The 19,436-nt window shown below is 70.4% G+C and carries 23 protein-coding genes and 1 pseudogene; 10 read left to right on the top strand and 14 right to left on the bottom strand.

The genetic code is table 11. From position 1 onward, the window contains the following. Positions 1 to 46 precede the first annotated feature (46 nt). The 4 genes from E1293_RS05670 to E1293_RS05655 all read right to left on the bottom strand — a co-directional run bounded on the left by E1293_RS05670 (position 47) and on the right by E1293_RS05655 (position 3,563). Complete coding sequence (locus E1293_RS05670; RefSeq protein ID WP_207938681.1) at positions 47 to 775, bottom strand: ABC transporter ATP-binding protein; 729 nt, start codon at positions 773 to 775, stop codon at positions 47 to 49. A gap of 64 nt (positions 776 to 839) precedes the next feature. Beyond that, positions 840 to 1,619 carry an ABC transporter ATP-binding protein gene (locus E1293_RS05665; protein WP_132194532.1) on the bottom strand — a complete coding sequence of 260 codons (780 nt, stop codon included), beginning with the start codon at positions 1,617 to 1,619 and terminating at the stop codon, positions 840 to 842. Continuing rightward, complete coding sequence (locus E1293_RS05660) at positions 1,616 to 2,644, bottom strand: branched-chain amino acid ABC transporter permease (protein ID WP_132194530.1); 1,029 nt, start codon at positions 2,642 to 2,644, stop codon at positions 1,616 to 1,618. The genes E1293_RS05665 and E1293_RS05660 overlap by 4 nt, the downstream gene beginning before the upstream one ends. 46 nt (positions 2,645 to 2,690) lie before the next feature. Next, the gene (locus E1293_RS05655) at positions 2,691 to 3,563 is read right to left on the bottom strand and encodes a branched-chain amino acid ABC transporter permease (protein ID WP_207938680.1); all 873 of its coding nucleotides are present in this window, start codon (positions 3,561 to 3,563) and stop codon (positions 2,691 to 2,693) included. A 98-nt stretch (positions 3,564 to 3,661) separates the two neighbouring features. Between E1293_RS05655 and E1293_RS05650 the strand changes: the two genes are divergently transcribed. Further along, complete coding sequence (locus tag E1293_RS05650; RefSeq protein WP_207938679.1) at positions 3,662 to 5,251, top strand: class I adenylate-forming enzyme family protein; 1,590 nt, start codon at positions 3,662 to 3,664, stop codon at positions 5,249 to 5,251. Here the strand turns inward: E1293_RS05650 and E1293_RS05645 are convergent. After that, positions 5,248 to 5,640 (bottom strand): winged helix-turn-helix transcriptional regulator, encoded by a 393-nt coding sequence (locus E1293_RS05645; protein ID WP_132194526.1) that lies wholly within the window; start codon positions 5,638 to 5,640, stop codon positions 5,248 to 5,250. The two genes, E1293_RS05650 and E1293_RS05645, sit on opposite strands and share 4 nt — an antisense overlap. A gap of 99 nt (positions 5,641 to 5,739) precedes the next feature. On the opposite strand from E1293_RS05645, the gene E1293_RS05640 reads away from it, so the two are divergent. Further along, entirely contained in the window at positions 5,740 to 6,636 is an 897-nt protein-coding gene (locus E1293_RS05640; protein ID WP_132194524.1) for a zinc-binding dehydrogenase, read from the top strand. Between the two features lie 57 nt (positions 6,637 to 6,693). Here E1293_RS05640 and E1293_RS05635 read toward each other — a convergent pair whose 3' ends face one another. Further along, positions 6,694 to 7,557 (bottom strand): NAD(P)H-binding protein, encoded by an 864-nt coding sequence (locus E1293_RS05635; RefSeq protein ID WP_132194522.1) that lies wholly within the window; start codon positions 7,555 to 7,557, stop codon positions 6,694 to 6,696. Between the two features lie 125 nt (positions 7,558 to 7,682). Between E1293_RS05635 and E1293_RS05630 the strand changes: the two genes are divergently transcribed. The 3 genes and pseudogenes from E1293_RS05630 (at position 7,683) to E1293_RS05620 (ending at position 8,986) form a co-directional block, all read left to right on the top strand. Further along, a complete protein-coding gene (locus E1293_RS05630; RefSeq protein ID WP_132194520.1) occupies positions 7,683 to 8,180 on the top strand; it encodes a MarR family winged helix-turn-helix transcriptional regulator in 498 nt (165 codons plus the stop codon). Positions 8,181 to 8,369: 189 nt separating this feature from the next. Next, positions 8,370 to 8,468: pseudogene (locus E1293_RS50650) on the top strand (IS5-like element ISMra2 family transposase); the annotation flags it as partial. A gap of 95 nt (positions 8,469 to 8,563) precedes the next feature. Beyond that, on the top strand, positions 8,564 to 8,986 hold the full coding sequence (locus E1293_RS05620; RefSeq protein WP_132194518.1) for a VOC family protein: 423 nt from the start codon (positions 8,564 to 8,566) through the stop codon (positions 8,984 to 8,986). 69 nt (positions 8,987 to 9,055) lie between these two features. On the opposite strand, the gene E1293_RS05615 is transcribed toward E1293_RS05620, so the two are convergent. Both E1293_RS05615 and E1293_RS05610 read right to left on the bottom strand, forming a co-directional pair. Beyond that, positions 9,056 to 9,256 (bottom strand): hypothetical protein, encoded by a 201-nt coding sequence (locus E1293_RS05615; protein WP_132194516.1) that lies wholly within the window; start codon positions 9,254 to 9,256, stop codon positions 9,056 to 9,058. A 7-nt stretch (positions 9,257 to 9,263) separates the two neighbouring features. Then, positions 9,264 to 9,659 carry an ATP-binding protein gene (locus E1293_RS05610; RefSeq protein ID WP_132194514.1) on the bottom strand — a complete coding sequence of 132 codons (396 nt, stop codon included), beginning with the start codon at positions 9,657 to 9,659 and terminating at the stop codon, positions 9,264 to 9,266. 159 nt (positions 9,660 to 9,818) lie between these two features. On the opposite strand from E1293_RS05610, the gene E1293_RS05605 reads away from it, so the two are divergent. The 3 genes from E1293_RS05605 (at position 9,819) to E1293_RS05595 (ending at position 12,146) form a co-directional block, all read left to right on the top strand. Beyond that, on the top strand, positions 9,819 to 10,625 hold the full coding sequence (locus E1293_RS05605) for a helix-turn-helix domain-containing protein (RefSeq protein ID WP_132194512.1): 807 nt from the start codon (positions 9,819 to 9,821) through the stop codon (positions 10,623 to 10,625). Then, positions 10,616 to 10,798 carry a DUF397 domain-containing protein gene (locus E1293_RS05600; RefSeq protein WP_132194510.1) on the top strand — a complete coding sequence of 61 codons (183 nt, stop codon included), beginning with the start codon at positions 10,616 to 10,618 and terminating at the stop codon, positions 10,796 to 10,798. The genes E1293_RS05605 and E1293_RS05600 overlap by 10 nt, the downstream gene beginning before the upstream one ends. Positions 10,799 to 10,973: 175 nt before the next feature. Further along, complete coding sequence (locus E1293_RS05595) at positions 10,974 to 12,146, top strand: serine hydrolase domain-containing protein (RefSeq protein ID WP_132194508.1); 1,173 nt, start codon at positions 10,974 to 10,976, stop codon at positions 12,144 to 12,146. Here E1293_RS05595 and E1293_RS05590 read toward each other — a convergent pair. Further along, entirely contained in the window at positions 12,132 to 12,968 is an 837-nt protein-coding gene (locus E1293_RS05590; protein ID WP_132194506.1) for a maleylpyruvate isomerase N-terminal domain-containing protein, read from the bottom strand. The two genes, E1293_RS05595 and E1293_RS05590, sit on opposite strands and share 15 nt — an antisense overlap. A gap of 78 nt (positions 12,969 to 13,046) precedes the next feature. On the opposite strand from E1293_RS05590, the gene E1293_RS05585 reads away from it, so the two are divergent. Then, positions 13,047 to 13,667: a winged helix-turn-helix transcriptional regulator gene (locus E1293_RS05585; protein ID WP_132194504.1), complete on the top strand. Its 621-nt coding sequence runs from the start codon at positions 13,047 to 13,049 to the stop codon at positions 13,665 to 13,667. On the opposite strand, the gene E1293_RS05580 is transcribed toward E1293_RS05585, so the two are convergent. Continuing rightward, entirely contained in the window at positions 13,664 to 14,101 is a 438-nt protein-coding gene (locus E1293_RS05580) for an acyl-CoA thioesterase (protein ID WP_165978088.1), read from the bottom strand. The genes E1293_RS05585 and E1293_RS05580 overlap by 4 nt on opposite strands. Before the next feature lie 74 nt (positions 14,102 to 14,175). On the opposite strand from E1293_RS05580, the gene E1293_RS05575 reads away from it, so the two are divergent. Continuing rightward, the gene (locus E1293_RS05575) at positions 14,176 to 14,913 is read left to right on the top strand and encodes a FadR/GntR family transcriptional regulator (protein ID WP_132194500.1); all 738 of its coding nucleotides are present in this window, start codon (positions 14,176 to 14,178) and stop codon (positions 14,911 to 14,913) included. On the opposite strand, the gene E1293_RS05570 is transcribed toward E1293_RS05575, so the two are convergent. Genes E1293_RS05570 through E1293_RS05555 form a run of 4 tightly spaced genes read right to left on the bottom strand, consistent with a single transcriptional unit; the run spans position 14,910 to position 19,415 of the window. After that, entirely contained in the window at positions 14,910 to 16,118 is a 1,209-nt protein-coding gene (locus tag E1293_RS05570; RefSeq protein ID WP_165978087.1) for a cytochrome P450, read from the bottom strand. The genes E1293_RS05575 and E1293_RS05570 overlap by 4 nt on opposite strands. 8 nt (positions 16,119 to 16,126) lie before the next feature. Continuing rightward, positions 16,127 to 17,392, bottom strand: coding sequence for an amidohydrolase family protein (locus E1293_RS05565; protein WP_132194496.1), 1,266 nt, complete (start codon positions 17,390 to 17,392; stop codon positions 16,127 to 16,129). Then, positions 17,389 to 18,183 carry a class II aldolase/adducin family protein gene (locus E1293_RS05560; RefSeq protein ID WP_207938678.1) on the bottom strand — a complete coding sequence of 265 codons (795 nt, stop codon included), beginning with the start codon at positions 18,181 to 18,183 and terminating at the stop codon, positions 17,389 to 17,391. The genes E1293_RS05565 and E1293_RS05560 overlap by 4 nt, the downstream gene beginning before the upstream one ends. A gap of 14 nt (positions 18,184 to 18,197) precedes the next feature. Next, positions 18,198 to 19,415: an ABC transporter substrate-binding protein gene (locus E1293_RS05555; RefSeq protein ID WP_132194494.1), complete on the bottom strand. Its 1,218-nt coding sequence runs from the start codon at positions 19,413 to 19,415 to the stop codon at positions 18,198 to 18,200. Positions 19,416 to 19,436: the final 21 nt, after the last annotated feature.

Genomic DNA, 19,436 nt, shown 5'->3' with positions numbered 1-19,436 from the left:
GTGGTTGTCCTCTCGACTGTCGTCGCTTCCGGCCCTCACATGTATCTCATCTTCCGCCGCGCTGCGAAACGGCCTGCGGCGCCGCGTCCGCGGGGCTCGCGGCGGCCGTGACGCCCATCGCGCGCTGGTAGGCGGCGTCCAGCTCCCGTCCGCCGTCGACGGGCTCGGACACCGTGCCGCGAAGCAGCACGTAGCCGCGGTCGAGCCGGTCCCGGATCGCGCCGATGGACGGCTCCACGACCACCACGACGGTGCCCTCGTCCGCGAGCCGCCGGGCCGTGTCCATCAGCTCCGCGACGATGAGGGGCGCGAGGCCGGTGGACATCTCGTCCAGCAGCAGCGCCTTCGGCGAGCCCATCAGCGCGCGGGACACGGCGAGCATCTGCTGCTCGCCGCCGCTGAGCACCCCGGCGAGCGCGCGGGCCCGCTCCCGCAGCACCGGGAACCGGTCGAGCGCCGTCTCCACCTCCGCGCCCGGCAGGCCGAGCGTGTCGGCCATGACCTGCAGGTTCTCCCGGACGGTCAGGCGCGGGAAGATCTGCCGGCCCTGCGGGACGAGCGCGAGCCCGCGGCCGGCCCGGCGGGCGGCGCTGAGCCCGCCGATGTCCTCGCCGTCCAGGACCACCCGGCCCTTGGCCGCGACCGAGCCGTAGGCGGCGAGGAGCAGGCTCGACTTCCCGGCCCCGTTCGGCCCGGTCAGCGCGCTGATCGCACCCCCGGTGAACGTGACCGACGCGTCCGCCACGGCGATCGACTCGCCGTACCGCACCGACACGCCCTCCAGCGTCAGTTCATGTTTTCCTGTGGGGGGACGACCCCCCACAGGAACGCTCCGCTCGTTATGGGACAACGCGCTCACCACCGGTTCCGAAGTAGACGTCCTGCATCTCGGGGCTCGCCATGCACTCGGCCGGGTCGCCGTCGAACACGACCGAGCCGAAGCGCAGCAGCATGATCCGGTCCACGAGGGACGCGACGATGTCCACGTTGTGGTCGACCAGGATGATCCCGCACCCCTGCTCGCGGACCGCGCGCACCGCCGCCGAGATCGCCGCGATCCCGGCCGCGTCGGCGCCCGCGAACGGCTCGTCCAGCAGCAGCACCGACGGCTCCTGCGCGAGCGCGCGGGCGACCTCGACGAGCCGCTGCTCGCCGAGCGTGAGGTCGCCGCAGCGGCGCCGCAGGTCGCCGAGGTCGAGCGCCTCCGCGACCCGGTGCAGCGTGCCGTCGAACCGGGACCCGGACGGACGGAACGCGCCCGCGACCAGCCCGCCGAGCAGCCCGCCGACCCCCGCGAGCTTCGGCGCGGCGGCGCCCAGCAGCACGTTCTCCCGGACGGTCAGGTCGAGCGCGAGGTGCGGATGCTGGAATGTCCGGGCAAGCCCGGCGCGGGCCCGCCGCGACGGCGGCCCGGTGAGCCGGCGCCCCCGGATCGAGAGCGTCCCGCTGTCGGCGGGCTGCGCGCCGTCCAGCAGGTCGACGAGGGTCGTCTTCCCGGCGCCGTTCGGGCCGATCAGGCCGAGCACCTCCCCGGCGGACAGCCGCAGCGACACGTCGTCGACCGCGTGGACGCCGCCGTAGCTCTTGCCGAGCCCGGCCCCTTCCAGCAGGACGGTCATGGCCGTGCTCCCTTCTCCTGTGCCCCCTTGCCGCGGGCGAGCCGTCCGCGCAGCCATCGCGTCGCCTGCCCGGCGAAGCCGAGGATCCCGCCCGGCGCGATCAGCAGCACCGCGAGCACCGCGACGCCGAAGATCAGCGACCCGGAGCGCTCGAAGATCTGCAGGTTGAAGGTCAGCTCGACGACCAGCACCGCGCCGAGCACCGCGCCCCACGCCGAGCCCTGCCCGCCGAGCAGCGGCATGAAGATCGCCAGCATGACGAGGTGCAGGGTGAAGGTGTCCGGGCCGATCGTCTGGTTGGCGGTGGTGAACAGGCCGCCGCCGAGCGACGCGATGGCCGCGCCGGCGCCGAGCACGGTCAGCCGCATCGCCGGGACGCCGACTCCCGCCGCCTCCACCGCCGCCGGGACGTCCCTCGAGCTCTGCAGCGCCACCCCGAACGGCGACCGGCGGACCCGGTCCACCGCGACGGCGACGATCCACACGGCGAGGAGCGTCAGCGCGATGAACGTCCGCCGGTCCAGCTCGCTGCCGAACAGGGTGAGCGGACGGATCGAGCCGATGCCGAGCGCCCCGCCGGTGATGTCCTTGGCGTCCAGCAGGAAGCTCTGGAACGCGACGCCGAACAGCAGCGTGACGGCCGCCAGGTAGAAGCCGGACAGCCGCCGCGTCGCGAACCCGAGCAGCACCGCCAGCGCGGCGGACGCGACGGCGCCGAGCAGGTAGGCGAGCGGCAGCGGCCAGCCCGTCTTGGTCGCGACGAGCCCGACCGCGTACCCGCCGATCGCGACGTAGGCGCTGTAGGCGAGCGACAGGGCGCCCGCCAGGTTGAACGGCAGGTACATGCCGAGCGCGAGCAGCGCGTAGGTGGCGCCGAGGAGCGCGAGGTCCTGCCGGAACAGGTCCGCGCCCGCCCAGGCGATCACGCCCAGCGTCAGCGCGAGCGTCCCGAGGATCCGCCCCGTCTCCGCCGACCGAGCCCACCCGAGCGCCCCGGAGGACTTCCGAGCCGTTACCGCACTCATGCTCCGCCTCCTTCCGAAGCGGCGGCGGCCCCTCGGTCCGCCGCACTCATACTCGGACCTTCCTGACGAACAGCCCGCTCGGCCGCAGCGCGAAGAACAGGATCGCGACCGCGAGGACGGCGTAGTCGAGCGACGCGCTGCCCAGGTAGTACGGGACGAGCGTCTGCGCGAGCGCGAGCAGCATCCCGCCGGCGAGCGGCGCCCACACCGAGCCCGTCCCGCCGATGACCAGGGCGAGGAACCCCGACAGGGCCCAGCCGAAACCGGACTGGAAGCTCACCCCGGCCTTGGCCGCGAACAGCTGCCCGGCGAGCCCGACGACGCCGCCGGCCAGCGCGAACGCGACCAGCCTGACCCGTCCGACCGGCATGCCGAGCGTCTTGGCCGCCTCCCGGTTGCTGCCGACCGCGCGCAGGATGCGCCCGTACCGGGACTTGCGCATCCACAGCCACACGCCGGTGAACGCGACGACCGTGCAGAACACGAGCGCGAGCGTCTGCCCGTCGACGGTGACGAAGCCGAGGTCGAGGGACGTGTGCGGCAGCCACGACCGGCCCGGCATCAGCTGCCGTCCGAACAGGGTGCCGGCGAGCTGCTCGACCGCGAACAGGACCGCGACGACCGCGATGAGCGACGGCAGTTCGCCGCCGCCCGTGCGGGCGTCGATCGGCCGGACGAGCGCCACCTCGGTGACGACCGCGAGCACGGCGGCGATCGCGATGCCGAGCACGGCGGCGAGCCCGAGCGGCCACCCCTGCTCGGCCATGAGCCAGGACGCCGTCAGGCCCGAGAACATCGCGAACGGGCCGAGGGCGAAGTTGAAGAAGTCGGCTCCTTCGAGGACGAGGTAGTAGCCGAGGGCCACCAGTCCGAAGAAGCAGCCGATCTGGACGACCGAAACCCACAGTTGCGCTGACATCACGCTCCTTCTGAGGCGCTTCTGTGGGATCTTATGTTTAAAAGAAAGCTATGACAATGCTAACTTCGAGGCAGCTTGCGGAGACCCGGGAGGCACGTGTGACCAGTCCTTTCGACGAGGCGACCGTCGCGGAGTACCGGACCGCCGGATGGTGGGGCGCCGAAACCGTCGCCGACCACGTCCGGCGGCACGCGGCGGAACGCCCCGCCGACCCCGCCTATGTGACCCCTGACGGAACCCTCACGTGGGCGGAGTACGAGGCGAACTCGACCGCCCTGGCGCGCCACCTGGCCGCGCTCGGCCTCGCCTCCGGCGACCGCATAGCGACCCAGCTCCCGGACGGCCCGGCCTGGCACGTCGCGGCCGTGGCGGCGGAGAAGGCCGGGCTGGTCCTGGTCGGCGTGGGCGCGCGGGCGGGCCGCCGCGAACTGCGCTTCCTCCTGGACCGCACCGGCTCACGCGCCCTGGTCACGCTCGCCGAACACCGTGGCGAGCCGTCCTCCGCCCTGGTGGACGAGCTGCGCGCGGACGGCGTCGACCTGGCCCACCACGTGGTCGTAGACCGTGCGGGCCTCCCATCGGACCCGCGCACCGCCGACATCACCGGCCGAGCTCTGGGCCCGGACGACTTCTCCATGCTGAACTCGACCTCCGGCACGACCGGCCTGCCGAAGTGCGTGTCCCACACCCAGAACCGCTGGTTCTACTTCCACGAGCTGGCCCGCCGAGCCGGCGCACTGGACTCGTCCGACGTGTTCATGGGCGCCGTCCCGTCCCCATTTGGGTTCGGGCTGTGGACGGCCCACTTCTCCCCCGCCGCGCTAGGCGTCCCGACCGTCGTCATGGAGCGGTTCGACGCGCACACCGCGCTCGACCTGATCGAAGAGCATCGCGTGACCGTCCTGCACTGCGTGAGCACGCAGTTCATCATGCTGCTGAACGCGCAGGCCGAACGGGAGCGCGACCTGTCGTCGCTGCGCTGCATGTTCACCGGCGGCGAGGCCGTCCCCTACGACCGGGCGGCCCGCTTCGAGGAGGCGACGGGCGCGAAGGTCCTGCAGTTCTACGGCTCGAACGAGACCGGCGCGCTCAGCTACACCAGCCTGGACGACTCCCGCGAGCACCGCCTCCGCACCGCCGGCCGGATCATCCCGGAGATGCGGGTGCGGCTGTTCGACCCGTCCGACGGCTCCGACATCACCGGCTCGGGCCGTCCCGGACAGCCCGGCTGCCGCGGCCCCGCCACCTGCCCCGGCTACTACGACGACCCGGAAGCGAACGGGTCGCTCTTCACCGAGGACGGCTGGATGCTCATGGCCGACATCGTCGAGATCGACGACGACGGCTACCTCCGCGTCGTCGGACGACTCACCGACCTGATCATCCGAGGCGGCAAGAACATCAGCGCCGCCGCCGTAGAGGAAGAGGTCGGCACGCACCCCTCCGTCGCCCTGGCCGCCGCCGTGGCCATGCCGGACGAGGTATTCGGCGAACGCGTCTGCGTCTACGCCGAACTCCGCCCCGGCACGAAACTGACCCTGGAAGACCTCACGGCCCACCTGACCGAACGCGGCGTCTCCCGCGAATGGCACCCCGAACACCTGATCGTCCTGGACGAGTTGCCCCGCTCCTCCGGCGGCAAGGTGGCCAAGGGCACCCTCCGCGAGGACATCCGCGCCCGCCGCTAGGTCTGGAGCTTCTCCCGGTCGTACTCGTCGCGGGCCCTGTCCACCTCGGCCATGTGCGCCTCGGCCCACTCCTTGAGGTGGCAGATCGGCTCCAGCAATGTCAGCCCCAGGGGCGTGAGCTCGTAGTCGACGCGGACGGGCACCGACGGGGTCACCGTGCGGGTCAGCAACCCGTCCCGCTCCAGCTTCCGCAAGGTCTGCGTCAGCATCTTCTGGCTCACGCCCTCGATCCGCGCGGACAGCTCGGAGTAGCGCATCCGGCCCCCGAGGCCCAGTGCCACGACCGCCAGGCTCGCCCATTTGTCGCCGATCGTGTCGAGCAGCCGCCGGCTGGGACACGAGGCGGCGAACGCGTCGAACCGCGGTGCCGACTCGTCAACAGCGTCCATGGCCCACCTCCGGGTGCCTACCCCACTTCAAAGTGCCTTCTTCCCAATGGAGAGTAGGTCACCGATGGTGGTGTAATCCAGCCATCGCAAGGGGAGCCCATGACACTCGCACTCGTTTCCAACCCCGACACCTCCGCGCCCACCCTCCAGGAAGCGGCGCCGCCCCCGCTGGGCCCCACCGACCTGCGGGTCCGCGTCACGGCGGCACCGGTCGAACGCGTCGACACCCTCATCGCCGCGGGTCCGGGCCGGACGATCTTCGGGCTCACGGGCACGGTCGGCCTCGGCCTCTCCCTCACCGGCGTCGTCACCGAAACCGGCGCCGAGACCACCGGCTTCTCGGCGGGCGACCCGGTCGCCGCCCTCCACCTCGACTTCACGGCCCCGGTCGGCGCACACGCAGAGGAGACCGTCGTACCCGCAGCGACCGCCGCGCCACTACCCGCCGCCCTCGATCCGGTCACCGCGGCCTGCGTCCCGATTGGCGCCCTGACCGCGGCGCTCCTGCTGGACCACCTCGGCCCAGCCGACGGGCGGACCCTCCTGGTCACCGGCGCCGCCGGCGGCGTGGGCGGATACGCCGTCGCACTGGCCGCCCACGCCGGCTGGACCGTCACCGGACTGGCACGCGAGTCCGACCGCGACTTCGTGCTGAGGGCCGGCGCCCGTGGACTGGTCACCGAACTGCCGGGCCCGACCTTCGACGCCGTAGTCGACGGCGCCGTACTGCATGCCGCGTCCCTCGCAGCAATCCGCGACGGCGGATCGTTCGCGGGCGTGCCCTCGGCGTCCCCTGCGGCCTCCGAACGGGGAATCGACATCGGCATCGTGAGCGTCGAGCCAAACCGCACGAAACTCGCCGAACTACTCACCCTCGCCGCCAACGGCGTCCTAGAACCACGGGTAGCGGGCCGAGTGCCCCTGACCGACGCCGCAACGGCCTACGACAAGGTCGCCGGCGGCGCCCAACGCGGCCGCTGGTTGCTCCTCCCCTGACCGGCACGCCGGGTCGCGGCGCGGTCGGACGGCGCCGCTCCGAGGAGCGGTACCCGCTCAGGCGACGGCCGGCCCGGGGAACGCGCGGGCGTTGCGCGTGCACCAGTCCGCGAACGTTCGGGGCGGGCGTCCCAGCAGGTGGCGCACGGTGTCGCCGCGCACTCCCTCGGTGTCGGCGCGCATCAGCGTGAGCCCTTCGACGATGGCCTCGGCGAGCGCCGGCGGGGCCCCTTCGGGGTAACGGAACCGGACCGCCTCGGCCGGTGTGGCCGCCGTCCGGACCTCGATGTCGCGGCCGATCGCCGTGGCCAGGATCTGGGCCTGCTCCGCGACGGTGAACGCCTCATCGCCGGTCAGCAGGTACTCCTCGCCTTCGTGGCCGTCCTCGGTCAGTGCGAGGGCGGCGACTGCGGCGATGTCCGCGGGGTCGATCGGCGCGGAGCGGCCGGGGCCGACGGGATCCAGGACGTAGCCCCCCTCCCGGAGGGTGGGCAACCAGTCGAAGGCATTGGTCATGAAGCCGCACGGCCGCAGGAACGTGGCGGGAATGCCGCTGGCCCGGATCAGCCGCTCACGTTCGTGGTGCCAGCGGCCCATCGCAGGAATCGGGTCGCCGATGACCGCGTAAGACGACAGGTACACGATGTGCCGTACGCCGGCTTTCTGTGCGGCGGCGATCGCGTGCTCGGTGTGCTCGATGCCGGTGCCGGGCACCAGCAAGAACAGCCGCTCGACGCCGTCGAGGGCGGCCGCCAGCGTCGCCGGCCGGTCCAGGTCGCCGACGACGCGCTCGGCCCGTTCCGGCAGGCCGGCCGCGCGGCCGGGGTCGCGTACCAGGACGCGGAAGGCCGCGCCGCCGACGTCGAGCTCGCGGACGAGTTCACGTCCGACGCGCCCGGTGGGGCCGGTGACCAGTAACATGAGGCTCCCTAGAATCGTTTACCGGTTAACGTCTTGCGTCGGATGGAACGTTAACCGGTAAACGATTTGTCGTCAAACGGCCCGGCGGCCTCGACCCGCTCCGCACACTCCACCGGAGGCACGTGGTGCCCGAACTCCTGGACCTGCACAGCAGAACGACCAAGGCGATCCGGGCCGCGGCGGATGCCGCGATGCGCCGCCACGGGCTGCGCCTCGGTCACGACCACCTGCTCGCGGCGCTGTGGGAGCAGGATGGCCGTACCCCCGGCGAGATCGCCGCGGCGACGAACGTCACCACGCCCGCCGTCACCAAGGTGGCCGCCCGGATGTCCGAAGCCGGGCTGCTCACCCGGCGACGCGACGAGCGGGACAACCGCCTCGTCCGTCTCTGGCTCACCGATGCGGGCCGCGCACTGCAGGAGCCGGTCGAGACGGAACGGCGACTCCTAGAGGAGAAGCTCACCGAGAACCTCACCGCGACCGAGCGCAAGTACCTCATGAGCGCGCTGGCAAAGATCCACCGATCGGCCGGCGACCTGCTCAACGGCGACCCGGCGGAACCCGACGGTTCGGCCGCCCCGGACCCGAAGTCCCGAGCCGCGACTGACAGGCACGGCCTCTAGGGCGTGTTTCAGAAGTGGATCACCAAGGTGGTCCACTTCTGGATGATCTTGGGGGCTGATCACCTGGGATGTCAGCGTGGACTCCACCATCGCGCGGGCCCACCAGCATGCCGCCGGTGCCCGCAAAAGAGGGAACTGCAGAAGGAACCGCCCGGCGGGACCGGTGCCCCCGAGCCGGACGACCATGGGCTCGGCCGCTCGCGGGGTGGGCTGACCACCAAGCTGCACCTGGCTGCCGAGCAGGGACAGAAACCGCTGTCGGTGGTGTTGACGGCCGGGCAGCGGGGGCGACCGTGCAGATCGCCTGTATCAACGAGTGGCTGTGATCGGTTCCAAAACAAGCCCCAGGCGCCGGATGGCGGTTGCACTAGAGTTGCTTGATCATGCCTGACCTGCACGGAATCAACCATCTGACGCTATCCACGACCGACCTCGACCGGCTCGTGACGTACTACACGGAGTTGCTCGGAGCACGGCTCGCGTTCGGGCGCGCTGCAACTGCTTCTGATCCTCGGATCGCCGTCATCGATGTCGGCGGGGACGACCATCTGATGATCGTCGAAACCGCTACCGCCCCCACCACTGAACTCGACCCTCTGAGCCGGGCGGGATGGGGACTGCGCGTCGGAACATACGCGCAACTGTGTGAGATTCGCGAACAAATCCTGGGTGCCGGGTGCCCGGTCGGAGAGATCGAGACACTGCCCACGCAGTGGACGATGACGGCTCGCGATCCCGATGGACGCCCTGTGGATGTCCGGGCCCATCGCCCCCGCATCGCATCGCAGCCACCAATCACCGGTTAACGGCTCCCCCCACTTTCAAAACACGCCCTAGGCCCATCGGTCGAACGGCCCGCTACCGTCTCCAGCCGGTCAACCGCTCTCCCTCAGCAGCCCGACGGCACGCCTGGTGGCATCAGGATCGGCGACGACAAGCGAAGCCAGCAGCTCGTCCAGATCGGACGCTGAGACTAGGACGCGGCCAGCGGCCCACCAACCACCCTCACCAACCCGCGCGATCGTCCACTCAGGAAACAGATGGCGGAGCAGCAGCAACGTCACGGGCTCGTTCATCGTCCCCTCAGCGAAGCTTGGCCCACGTAGCCTTGCCGCCCTCGTTGAGGGGACGGACACCCCAGTCGTGGACGAGCTCGGCCATGAGCAGCAGCCCCCGTCCGGAGGTGGCGCCGTCGTCCTCGGGCTGGATCGCCGGGCGCCCCTCCCCGGCGTCCCACACCTCCACGACCACCCGCCCGTCCCGCTCGTCCCGGAACACCCGCACGACGATCTGCCCAACCCCGTGCAGGTAGCTGTTGGTCACCAGCTCGCAGACCACGAGCCGCCCCACGTAGTCGTCCTCGATCCCCCACTCGGCGAACCGAGCGGCAAGAAACCGCCGCGCCAAACTCGGCGCCTGGGCGTTGGGTTCGAGGACGACTGTGGGCGGGGTCTCTGGAGCGAGCGCCGCTGCTGGCATCGGTACGACTCCTTCGGAAGGTCTCCGGATGGACGCCCCAATTGAGCCACCGGACGAACGCGCAGCGTCACGAAGTGCAGGTGAAGCTGGACAAGATCCCGGTCATGAGTTCGCCGGACTTGCTGGCCGGTTGAGCCCTGCTTGAGGGACGATGACGACATGACGCCACGCCGTAACAAGGCCAAGGTGAGCCCTGCACTCCTCCCGTTCGGTCGCAGGTTCCGCAGGTTCCGGGAGGCGAAGGGCTGGAGTCAGGAGAACCTCGCACGCAGGGCTCGCGACGGGGAGGGCGTCACCCCGCAGTACATCGGCGCGATCGAGACGGGCCGAACCCGCTGTACCCGTGAATTCACCGAAGCCATGGACGAGATCCTTGAGGCCGACGGCGAACTGATCGCCCTGTGGGACGACCTTGTCAAGGACGCGGCCTTCCCGGTGTGGTTCGACTGGGTGAGCATCGAAGAGATGGCGCGGGCGTTGGAGAGCTGGCAAACGATGCTCATCCACGGCCTCTTGCAGACCCCTGCATACGCAGCGGCCCTACTGCACGGGAACACCGAAGCGATCGAAGCACGACTGAAGCGCCAGGAGATCCTTGTCCGCGAGGACCCGCCGGACTGCACCTTCCTGATGGACGAAGGTGTCCTGTACCGAGAGGTCGGCGGACCGGAGGTGATGAGAGATCAACTGGAGCACTTGCTGAATCCCCCCTCCAACCGAGTCACGGTCCAGGTGGTCCCGTCCCACGGCGAGCACATCGGCAACGTCGGGTCGTTCACGGTCGCGACGCTGGAAGACCTCACAGAGGTGGCGTATGTGGAGACCGTCGCGCGTGGTTTCACGATGGGCGAGGTGGAGGACATCTCCGAGGTGCGTCGCGCCCTTCGGGAGATACGCTCGTTGGCACTACCCGTTGGCCAGTCGGCCGACCTCATTCGCAGAACGGTGAAGGAACGATGGACTTGAACGATCTTCACTGGCGCAAGGCGTCCCGCAGCGCTTCCAACGGCGGGGAGTGCGTCGAGCTGGCGGCGGCCCCCGGAATCATCGCCGTCCGCGACAGCAAGGACCCGGACGGGCCGAAGCTGCTGATGGGACGCGACGAGTTCGCGGCCCTCGCGGCGATCCTGAAGCACTGACCTCCCGACCAGCAATTGGAGCCCCGGCCTCTTTCGAGGGTCCGGGGTTCTTGCATGCCCTCCCCTAACCATCGATCCGAACCCGACCACGGGTGCGGTGACGCACGCAGCCGGTCACATTCGCCACGACCTGTCCGTCATAGCTGCGATCAAGGACGAGCGGGAGAGGAAAACCATGAGCGAGTTGGCGATCCAGGGGACGGTAGCCGACGGTTTCGATGAGGTGCGCGAGGAGTTCGCCGCCGCGGTGGCCGCTGAGGACGGCGAGTCCGGGGCGCAACTGGCGGCGTACGTGGGTGGCCGCCAGATGGTGGATCTGTGGGCCGGGGACGGGGTCGCCGGCGACACCCTGACCGGGGTGTACTCCTCGACCAAGGGCGCGGCCACGCTGGTGGTGGCGCTGCTCGTACAGGACGGCGTCCTCGACGTGGACGAGCCCGTGGCCGAGCGCTGGCCGGAGTTCGCCGCGGCGGGCAAGGCCGAGATCACGTTGCGGGACGTCCTGTCGCACCGGTCCGGTGTGATCGGTGTCGACGGCGGGCTGACGGCGGCCGAACTCGCCGATGACCGGGTGATCGCGGCGCGGCTGGCCGGGCAGCGTCCGTACTGGCGGCCGGGCACGGCCTGCGGCTACGGCGGGTTCGTGTCCTTCGCGATCGTCGGCGAGGTGATCCGCCGGGCCACCGGCCGCTCCCTGCAAGAGATCTTCGAGGAGCGGGTCCGCGCACCGCACGGACTGGACGTCCACCTTGGGCTGCCGGAGGCACTGGAGGACCGGTATCGGGAGGTGCTACCGGGCCTGGCCGACCCGGAGGATCTCGCCGCGTTCTGGGCGAACGCCCCGGGCCCGCACAGCATCACCGGGATCGGATACGGCCTCAACTCCACCCCGCCCCTGGACCAGGTCGCCTTCGCCAACACCCGGCGGGTGCGGGCGCTCGGCCAGGCGTCCGGCGGCGGCGTGGCCAGTGCGCGGGGGCTGGCCGCCATGTACACGGCGGCGGTCTCCGGCCTGGACGGCCGACCCCCGCTGCTCAAGCCCGACGTCCTCGGCGAGTTCACCATGCTCCATTCGACCGGCGGCGACCTGGTCGTCGGCCCCCACGGCCAGTACGCGCTGGGATTCCAGGCCAAGGGTCTGCGCTACCCGTTCCTCAGCGCCAGGGCGTTCGGCCACAACGGCTCAGCGGGCTCGGAAGCCTTCGCCGACCCCCATAACGGCATCGCCTTCGGCTACACCCGCCGCCGCTTCTCCTTCAACTGGTCCTACCCGGAACACGACCACCTGGCCGCCGCAGTCCACCGCGCCGCCACCGCTTCCCGGGCGGGGACGCTACGGAGGGCTTAGGACGGTGAGCATGCGGGCGAGTTTCCAAGGCCGGCGCCCCCATGCGGCGAGCTTGCCGCCGACGAGCGGCTTTCCTATCCCTTGCCGGCCGATGAAGAGCAGCATGAGAGCGGCGGGGTCGGCGGAGAGGTGGGCGTCGACGTCACGCGTGCCTCCTGCGCCGAGGGTCAGCGAACCGTGGTCGAAGGCCATCAACGTACGTCCACCTCCACGCAGGCGCAGGTCGAAGCGAGCTCGGAAGGATCCGGCCTTCTCCTGGTTCAGCAGGGCCGTGGGCGGCAGGGCGGAGATGAGCGGAAGCACGCCGCCCTCGACCGCGAGCAGAGCGTGGTGGCGCTGGATCGGCCATGAGCGCCCGGTGGCTCTGGCGATGTCGTGGCCGTGGACCAGGCATTCCTCTAGCAGGTGACACGCGACCGCCGGAGGCGGCAAGCGGGCCCCCTGCAACCAGTCGACGGAGGCCGCTCGCGAACGTGACGCGACGTCGTCGAACTCGTGGGCCAGCGCGCTGATGCGATCTGCGAGTGCGGCAGGGTCGCGTTCGCCGTCCTCGGCCAGCAGCCTCGCGTTGACCTCGGCCATTCCCGCCGTGGTCACCTTGGCTTCGGGGACCGGTCGTCCGGCGAGGGCGTCGGTGTCGAGGCGGAAGGCGTGGGAAAGGTGCGCCGCGACATCGGCCACCGTCCAGGTGCCGACCGAAGCGCAGTCGGCGTCAGGGACGCTCCGCACCAGTGTGACCAGGCTGGAGACAACATCCCGCAACGCCGCACGAGCCTGGGCCATGGTGTCGGGCGCATCACTGTGCGTCGGAGCCTGGACCATGTCGGCACCTTCCTAAGCAGCACATCCTGGTCAGTGCTGGATATTGTCAGGTACGCTTGAGAATGTAAAGTGACCATCATGAGTCGGAGCTATGGCCAGTACTGCGGGCTCGCCCGAGCGCTCGATGTCGTGGGCGATCGGTGGAATCTGCTCATCGTCCGCCAACTCCTCATCGCTCCCGCCCGCTATCGCGAGCTGCTCGATGGGCTCCCCGGTGTGGCCACGAACCTGCTGACCGACCGTCTCCGCGGGCTGGAGACCGACGGAGTCGTCGAGCGGCGGCTGGGCGAGGAGGGCAACGCCATCGTGTACGCGCTCACCCAGTGGGGCGCCGAACTGCGGGAGCCGGTCGAGAGCCTCATCCGCTGGTCCACGCCCCTCATGGTGCGCGGACCAGGTGGCGACCGATTCCAGACCGAATGGCTCGTCGTCGCTCTACGAGCCCTGTTCGCCGGCAAGGCGTCCGCCCACCGGTCCTCGACGGTGGGGATAGCGGTCGACGGTCAACTGCTCCAACTACGGGCGACGCACTCGGGTGTTGAGGTGAGCCCGCATGATGGCCGCGATCTCGACGCCGTCGTGCACGCCGATGCTCCGGTCGTCCTCGGGCTGGCAGCGGGTGCGCTCACCTTCGACGACACGCTCGGGCTCCTCGACATCGAAGGCGACGAAGGCGCCGCGCAAGCTCTCTTCCATTAACACCGGCCGGGTTCGGCGCCGCCGTCCATTAGCAGGCGGCGCATCGGTTCTGGGACGGGGACCGGCTTCTCTGGGGTGGACGGGTCTACGCAGACCAGGGTCAGCGAAGCGGTGCTAGCCCGGGTGGCGTCCTCGCGGATGAAGTCGGCCCGCATCGTGAAGGACGTGCGGCCCAGGCGGGACGCGTAGAGGCGGCATTCGATCTGGTCGAACAGGGTGATCGTGCGTTCGTACTCGGCGCTGGACGCTCGGGTCACGACGGCGACGCCTAGGCGGGACGGGAGTTCGTCGAAGCGGAGGCCCTGCAGAAACCACCATTCGGTGTGGGTGCGTTCCATCCAGCGCTGGTAGTTGGCGTAGTACACGATCCCGGCGGGGTCGCAGTCGCCGTAGGACAGGCGGAAGGTCACCCGGTGCAGTGGTTCGTCCGGCACATTCGCTCCCTTGTAGGTGCTAAGATTTATATGTTAAGGGCCGGTCGGCCCATCACACTCATCACGGGGGATCGGTGGAGGGAACGCGCCCGGCGCGCATTCGCCAGCCCCGCCTCGCCGACATGGTCGCCTCCGTCCTGCGCGAGCGGATCGTGAGCGGCGAACTCGCCGACGGTGAGCTCATCGGCCCGCAGGACGACCTGCTCGCCGAGTTCGGGGTCAGCAAGCCGTCCATGCGGGAGGCGCTGCGCATCCTGGAGTCCGAGGGGCTCATCACGGTGCTGCGCGGCAACAAGGGCGGCGCGATCGTGCACGTCCCCCGGACTGAGACGGCCGCGCAGGCCATTGACCTCGTGCTGCGCACGCAGCAGTCGGCGCCGGACGACATCGCGGTCGCGCTGGTGCGGCTCGAACCGCTGTGCGCGGGCCTGTGCGCGGAGCGTCCCGACCGGGAGAGCGGCGTGGTCCCGGCACTGGAGGCGGCGCAGCGGAAGGCCGAGGAGAGCGTGGACGATCCGCTCGGCTTCGTCCGTGCGGCGCGGGAGTTCCACGCGCAGCTCGTGTTCTGCTGCGGGAACGCCGCGATGGCGGTGGCAGTGGGCGCGCTCGAACGGCTCTGGACCACCGCCGAGCAGGAATGGGCGGGCGGCGCCGCCGGGCGCGGCGACTTCCCCGGGCTCGACCAGCGCTCCGACGGCGTGCGGGCGCACCGCCGGCTGATCAAGCTGATCGCGGCCGGTGACGCCGCGGGCGCCGAACGCGCCGCGCGGCGCCACCTGACCGCCGCCCAGTGCCACGTCCTGGAGCACTAACCCCAGGCCACGGGCAGAGCGGACGGGCCCCACATCATGAACGAGTCGACGCGCGTCGGCTCGCCGTCCAGGCGCAGGCCGGGTAGCCGCTCGGCGAACAGTTGCAGCGAGATACGGGCCTCGAGGCGTGCCAGTGCCGCGCCGGGGCAGAGGTACTGGCCGACGCCGAATGACAGGTGGCGGCGGCGCAGGTCGTTGACGTCGCGGTCGAGGCGGAAGGTGTCGGGGTCGTCCCATGCGTCCGGGTCCCTGTTGGCGGACGCGTAGAGCCCCTGCACCTTCGAGTTCTCCGGGATCTCGGTGCCGTGCAGGACGACCGGACGAGTGTTCGTCCGGTACAGGCCGAGGACGGGCGGGTCGTAGCGGAGGCTTTCTTCCACTGCCGCGTCCACCAGTTCGGGACGTGACCGGATGTCCTCCCACAAACCGAGGTGCAGAAGCCGCCACACCGCGTTCGCGATCAGCGATGTCGTGGTCTCGTTGCCGCCGACCAGGAGGAGCAGGATCAGCGGCAGCAACTCCTCGTCGGTGAACGGGCGTCCGTCGTGCTCGGCGAGGAGGAGCGCGGTGAGGAGGTCGTCCGGCAGCGCCTCTGGGCCGTCGGCGGCGGCCGCCTCGCGGCGCTGCGCCAGGATCCCGCCGAAATAGGCGTCGATCTTGGCTCGGGCGGCGCCCTGCACCGCCGGGTCGGCGGCGTTCTGGCCCGCCATGAACTGGTCCGACCAGTCCTTGAAGTCGGCACGGTCGGACGCGGGCACGCCGAGTATCTTGGCGATCACCATGACGGGCAGCGGGATCGCGAACGACGCGCACAGGTCGGCGCGGCCTTCCGGCGCGAAGCCGTCGATCAGTTCGCCGGCCGTCGCGGTGATCCAGTCCTCCAGGGCGGCGGTGCGGCGGGCCGTGAACCCCGACGTCACCAGCTTCCGGTAGACGGTGTGCTCCGGCGGGTCGGACTTCAGCCCGCCCTCCCGCACGTAGATCGGGCCCTGGCCCCACTCCGACGACCAGAGGCCCCAGTCGCCGAAGAACTCGCTGACGTCGGCGTGCCGCGAGAGCGTGTAGAAGCCCTTCTCGCCGAACCCCGCGTGGTGGTGCACCGGGCATTCGTCCCGCAGCGCGCGGTGCGCGGAGGCCGGGTCCTCCAGCACCTCCGGGGAGAAGGGGTCGTACTCCCCGGAGGCGCCGGAGCCCAGTGGGCGCATTGTCGTCATCAGTACGCGTTCGGATCGGCCTGGATCGCGGCCGGGACCGGGTGCCGGTACAGCTCGGACGCGTTCTGCCAGGTGAAACGCTGGACGTCCGCGGCGGGCAGGCCGCCGATCTCCGACTCGATCACCGACTGGGTGTCCGGCCACGTCGAGTCGCAGTGCGGGTAGTCGCTCTCCAGCAGGATGTTCTCCACGCCGATGCGGTCGCGGAGCACGAACGACGACTGGTCCTCGACGGCGCAGAACCAGAAGTTGCGCTTGAGGACCTCGGCGGGGGTGAGGCCGATGTCCTTCGTCCACGTCCCGTACATGTCGTGGTAGCTGAGCATGTGGTCGAGCCGGTCCATGAGGCCGGCGACCCAGCCGATGCCGCCCTCGCTCAGGCAGATCTTCAGGTCCGGGTAGCGGACGGGCAGCATCGAGTACAGCCAGTCCACCGCGGCGAACATTGCGTACCCGAAGAACAGCACGCCGACCGTGTCCGGCGGGGCGTCGTCGGCGGTCGCCGGGGACGTCCCGGACGACCCGATGTGCAGGTTGACGACCGTGCCCGTCTCCGCGCAGGCCCGCATGATCGGGTCCCAATATCCGGTGTGCAGGGACGGCAGCCCGAGCTTCTGCGGCGCCTCGGAGAACGTCACCGCCTTGAAGCCGCGCTCGGCGTTGCGGCGGATCTCCTCCGCGCCGAGCTCCGGGTCGAGCAGCCACGGGATCTGGCACGGGATGATCCGGTCCGGGTACGACCCCGCCCACTCCTCCAGGTGCCAGTCGTTCCAGGCCCGGACGGCGGCGAGCGACAGCTCGGTGTCGGACGTGGTGAGCTGCAGCCGCTGCCCCGCGAACCCGGGCAGGAACGACGGGAAGTTGAGCGACGCGTAGATGCCGGCGACGTCCATGTCCTTGACACGGTGGTGGATGTCCCACGCGCCGCGGCGCATCTCGTCGAACCGGGACGGCTCGAAGCTGTACTCCGACACCGGGCGCCCGACGACGGCGTTGAACCCGACGTTCGGGAAGTCGTTGCCGTCGTAGACCCACACCTCGGCGCCGTCGTCGCGCTCCACGACCTTGGGGGCTCGGTCGGCGAACTTGGCCGGAAGGCGCCCCTCGAACGTGTCCGGGGGCTCGACGATGTGGTCGTCCACGGAGATCACCGTGTACGCGCGGTCGCGGCGCTCGGGCTCGGGCAGCCAGGTCGGCCCCTCGGCGCCCTTGCCGCCCGTGGTGAAGCTGGTGTTGGCCGCGAGGTCGTCGATGTTGATGCTCATTCCGCCACCTCCGGGTGGTCGCGGAGCAGCGCGCGGACCGCGCCGTTCCAGAAGAAGTCGGTTCCGCGTTCGAGGAGCGACGCCTTCATGCTTCGTCGCAGGCTAGGCGCTACCAGGGTGTGGTCACGCCCCGTGACCAGCACGTCGTACATCAGCCGGCACTGCCGGTCGATCGTCGCGGCCCGGTAGGTGGCCTCCTCGACCGACGGGCCGGTCACGATCACGCCGTGGTTGGCGAGCAGCACGACCGACTTGTCGCCGATCCGGTCGGCGAGGTCGGCGCCGAGGTCGGCGGTGGCGACCTCACCGGTGTACTCGTCCACGAAGGCCAGGTCGCCGTCGAACATCGACCCGGTCTGGTGCAGGAACTCCGGCAGCACGCCGAGCGCCGCGAGGACGGTCGCGTAGTACGGGTGGTTGTGCACCACGACCCGCACGTCCGGGCGGCGGCGGTGCAGCTCGGTGTGGATGTGGATGGCGGGGGTGACGTCCCATTTGCCGTCCAGCACCTCCGCCTCCGGGGACACCCGGCAGATGTCGGACGCGGTGATCTCCTCCCACCACAGCCCCCACGGGTTGATCAGCAGGTCCTCCGACCCGTCCACCCGGACGGTGATGTGGCCCGCGATGTTCTCGGTGAACCCCGAGCGCCCGAGGATCCGGAACGCGCACGCGAGCTTCTGCCGGTCGTCGAGGTCCCTGCCGATGGGCGGCATCACCTTCGGCGTCCACTCGGCGGCACCTCCCTCGACCGGGCGCGGTGCGGCGCGGCTTCCGACGTCCGTTGTCACGGCTCCTCCTTCCGTCAGCCGCAGGCCGGCTGGTAGGTGGGCCACTGGCGGCCCGGCTTGGCGTTCTCGAACTGCATGAGGATCAGGCCGCACATCCCGTCGGTGCCGCTGTGCTTGCCCTGCTTGAACGACAGGGTGTAGCCCTTCTGGCCGAACGACGACGGGTAGCCCGACACCTGCTCCAGGCCCTTGTTGATGGACTCGCCGTCCACCTTCGGCCCGGCCTTCTCGATCGCCTTGGCGAGCATCCCGACCGCGTCGTACGCCTGCGCGTCGTAGGCGGTCAGGCTCACCTCGCTCCCGCGCTTGGACGTCAGGAACTTCTCCAGCTCGACGCTCTTCTCGTTCTGGTCGGTGATGGAGCCGACGAAGACGAGCTTGTCCAGCGACCCCGGCTTCGCCTGCCCCCACAGGCTCGGCTGGTTGCCGATCGACGCGAGCGAGAACCGGTCCACGTCCGGGATGAGCTGGTGCGAGGTGTTGTGGACGAGCACCTCCATCTGCCCGCCCAGCGCGGCGACGAGCATCGCGTCCGGCTTCGCCTGCTTGATGCGGGTGACCTGGGCGGTGACGTCGTTGGCGTCGACCGGCGCCGTCTCCGTCGCGACGACCTGGATGCCCGCGTCCTTGATCGGGGTCATCAGCGCCTTCTCCATCCCCTCGATGGACGCGCTGTCGTCCTTGAGCAGGGCGAGCCGCTTGAAGCCGCCCTTCTTGAGCGCCTCGGCGTAGACCTTGCCGAAGTCGTCGGTCGGGTTGGCGAGGGAGTAGGTGTAGGCGGAGTTCGGGCCGTCCCCGATGCCGGGGGTGATGTTCACCGGCGCGATGGCGGGGATCTTCTGCTGCTTCAGCAGCGACTGGACCTGCATCACCGACTGCCCGCCCGAGTTCATGATCACGGTCTGCGCGCCCTGGCTGATCAGCTGCCGGACGATCGTCGGCGCCTTCGTCGGGTCGTTGTCGTCGCTCTTCACGACGAGCTTCAGCTTCTTGCCGCCGACGCCGCCCTTGTCGTTCAGCTGCGCGACCGCGTCCTTGATCGTCTTGCCGACGATCGACGCGTAGGCCGCGGCGCCGCCGGAGGTGTCCTGGTCCATGCCGATGACGATCGTGTTGTCGTCGGACTTGACGGATCCGGAGCCGGACGCGCACGCGGTCGCCGCCAGCGCGGGCAGCGCCGCCGCGACCAGGATCGTGGCTCTACCACGGGGGATCGTCTTGTTGCGTGCCATGAGGTCCTCCTAGGGGTGGGT

The organism is Actinomadura darangshiensis, assembly GCF_004349235.1.
Taxonomy (GTDB): domain Bacteria; phylum Actinomycetota; class Actinomycetes; order Streptosporangiales; family Streptosporangiaceae; genus Spirillospora; species Spirillospora darangshiensis.
Note: the sequence above shows the minus strand (reverse complement) of the source record. Positions and strands in the feature narration are given on the sequence as shown.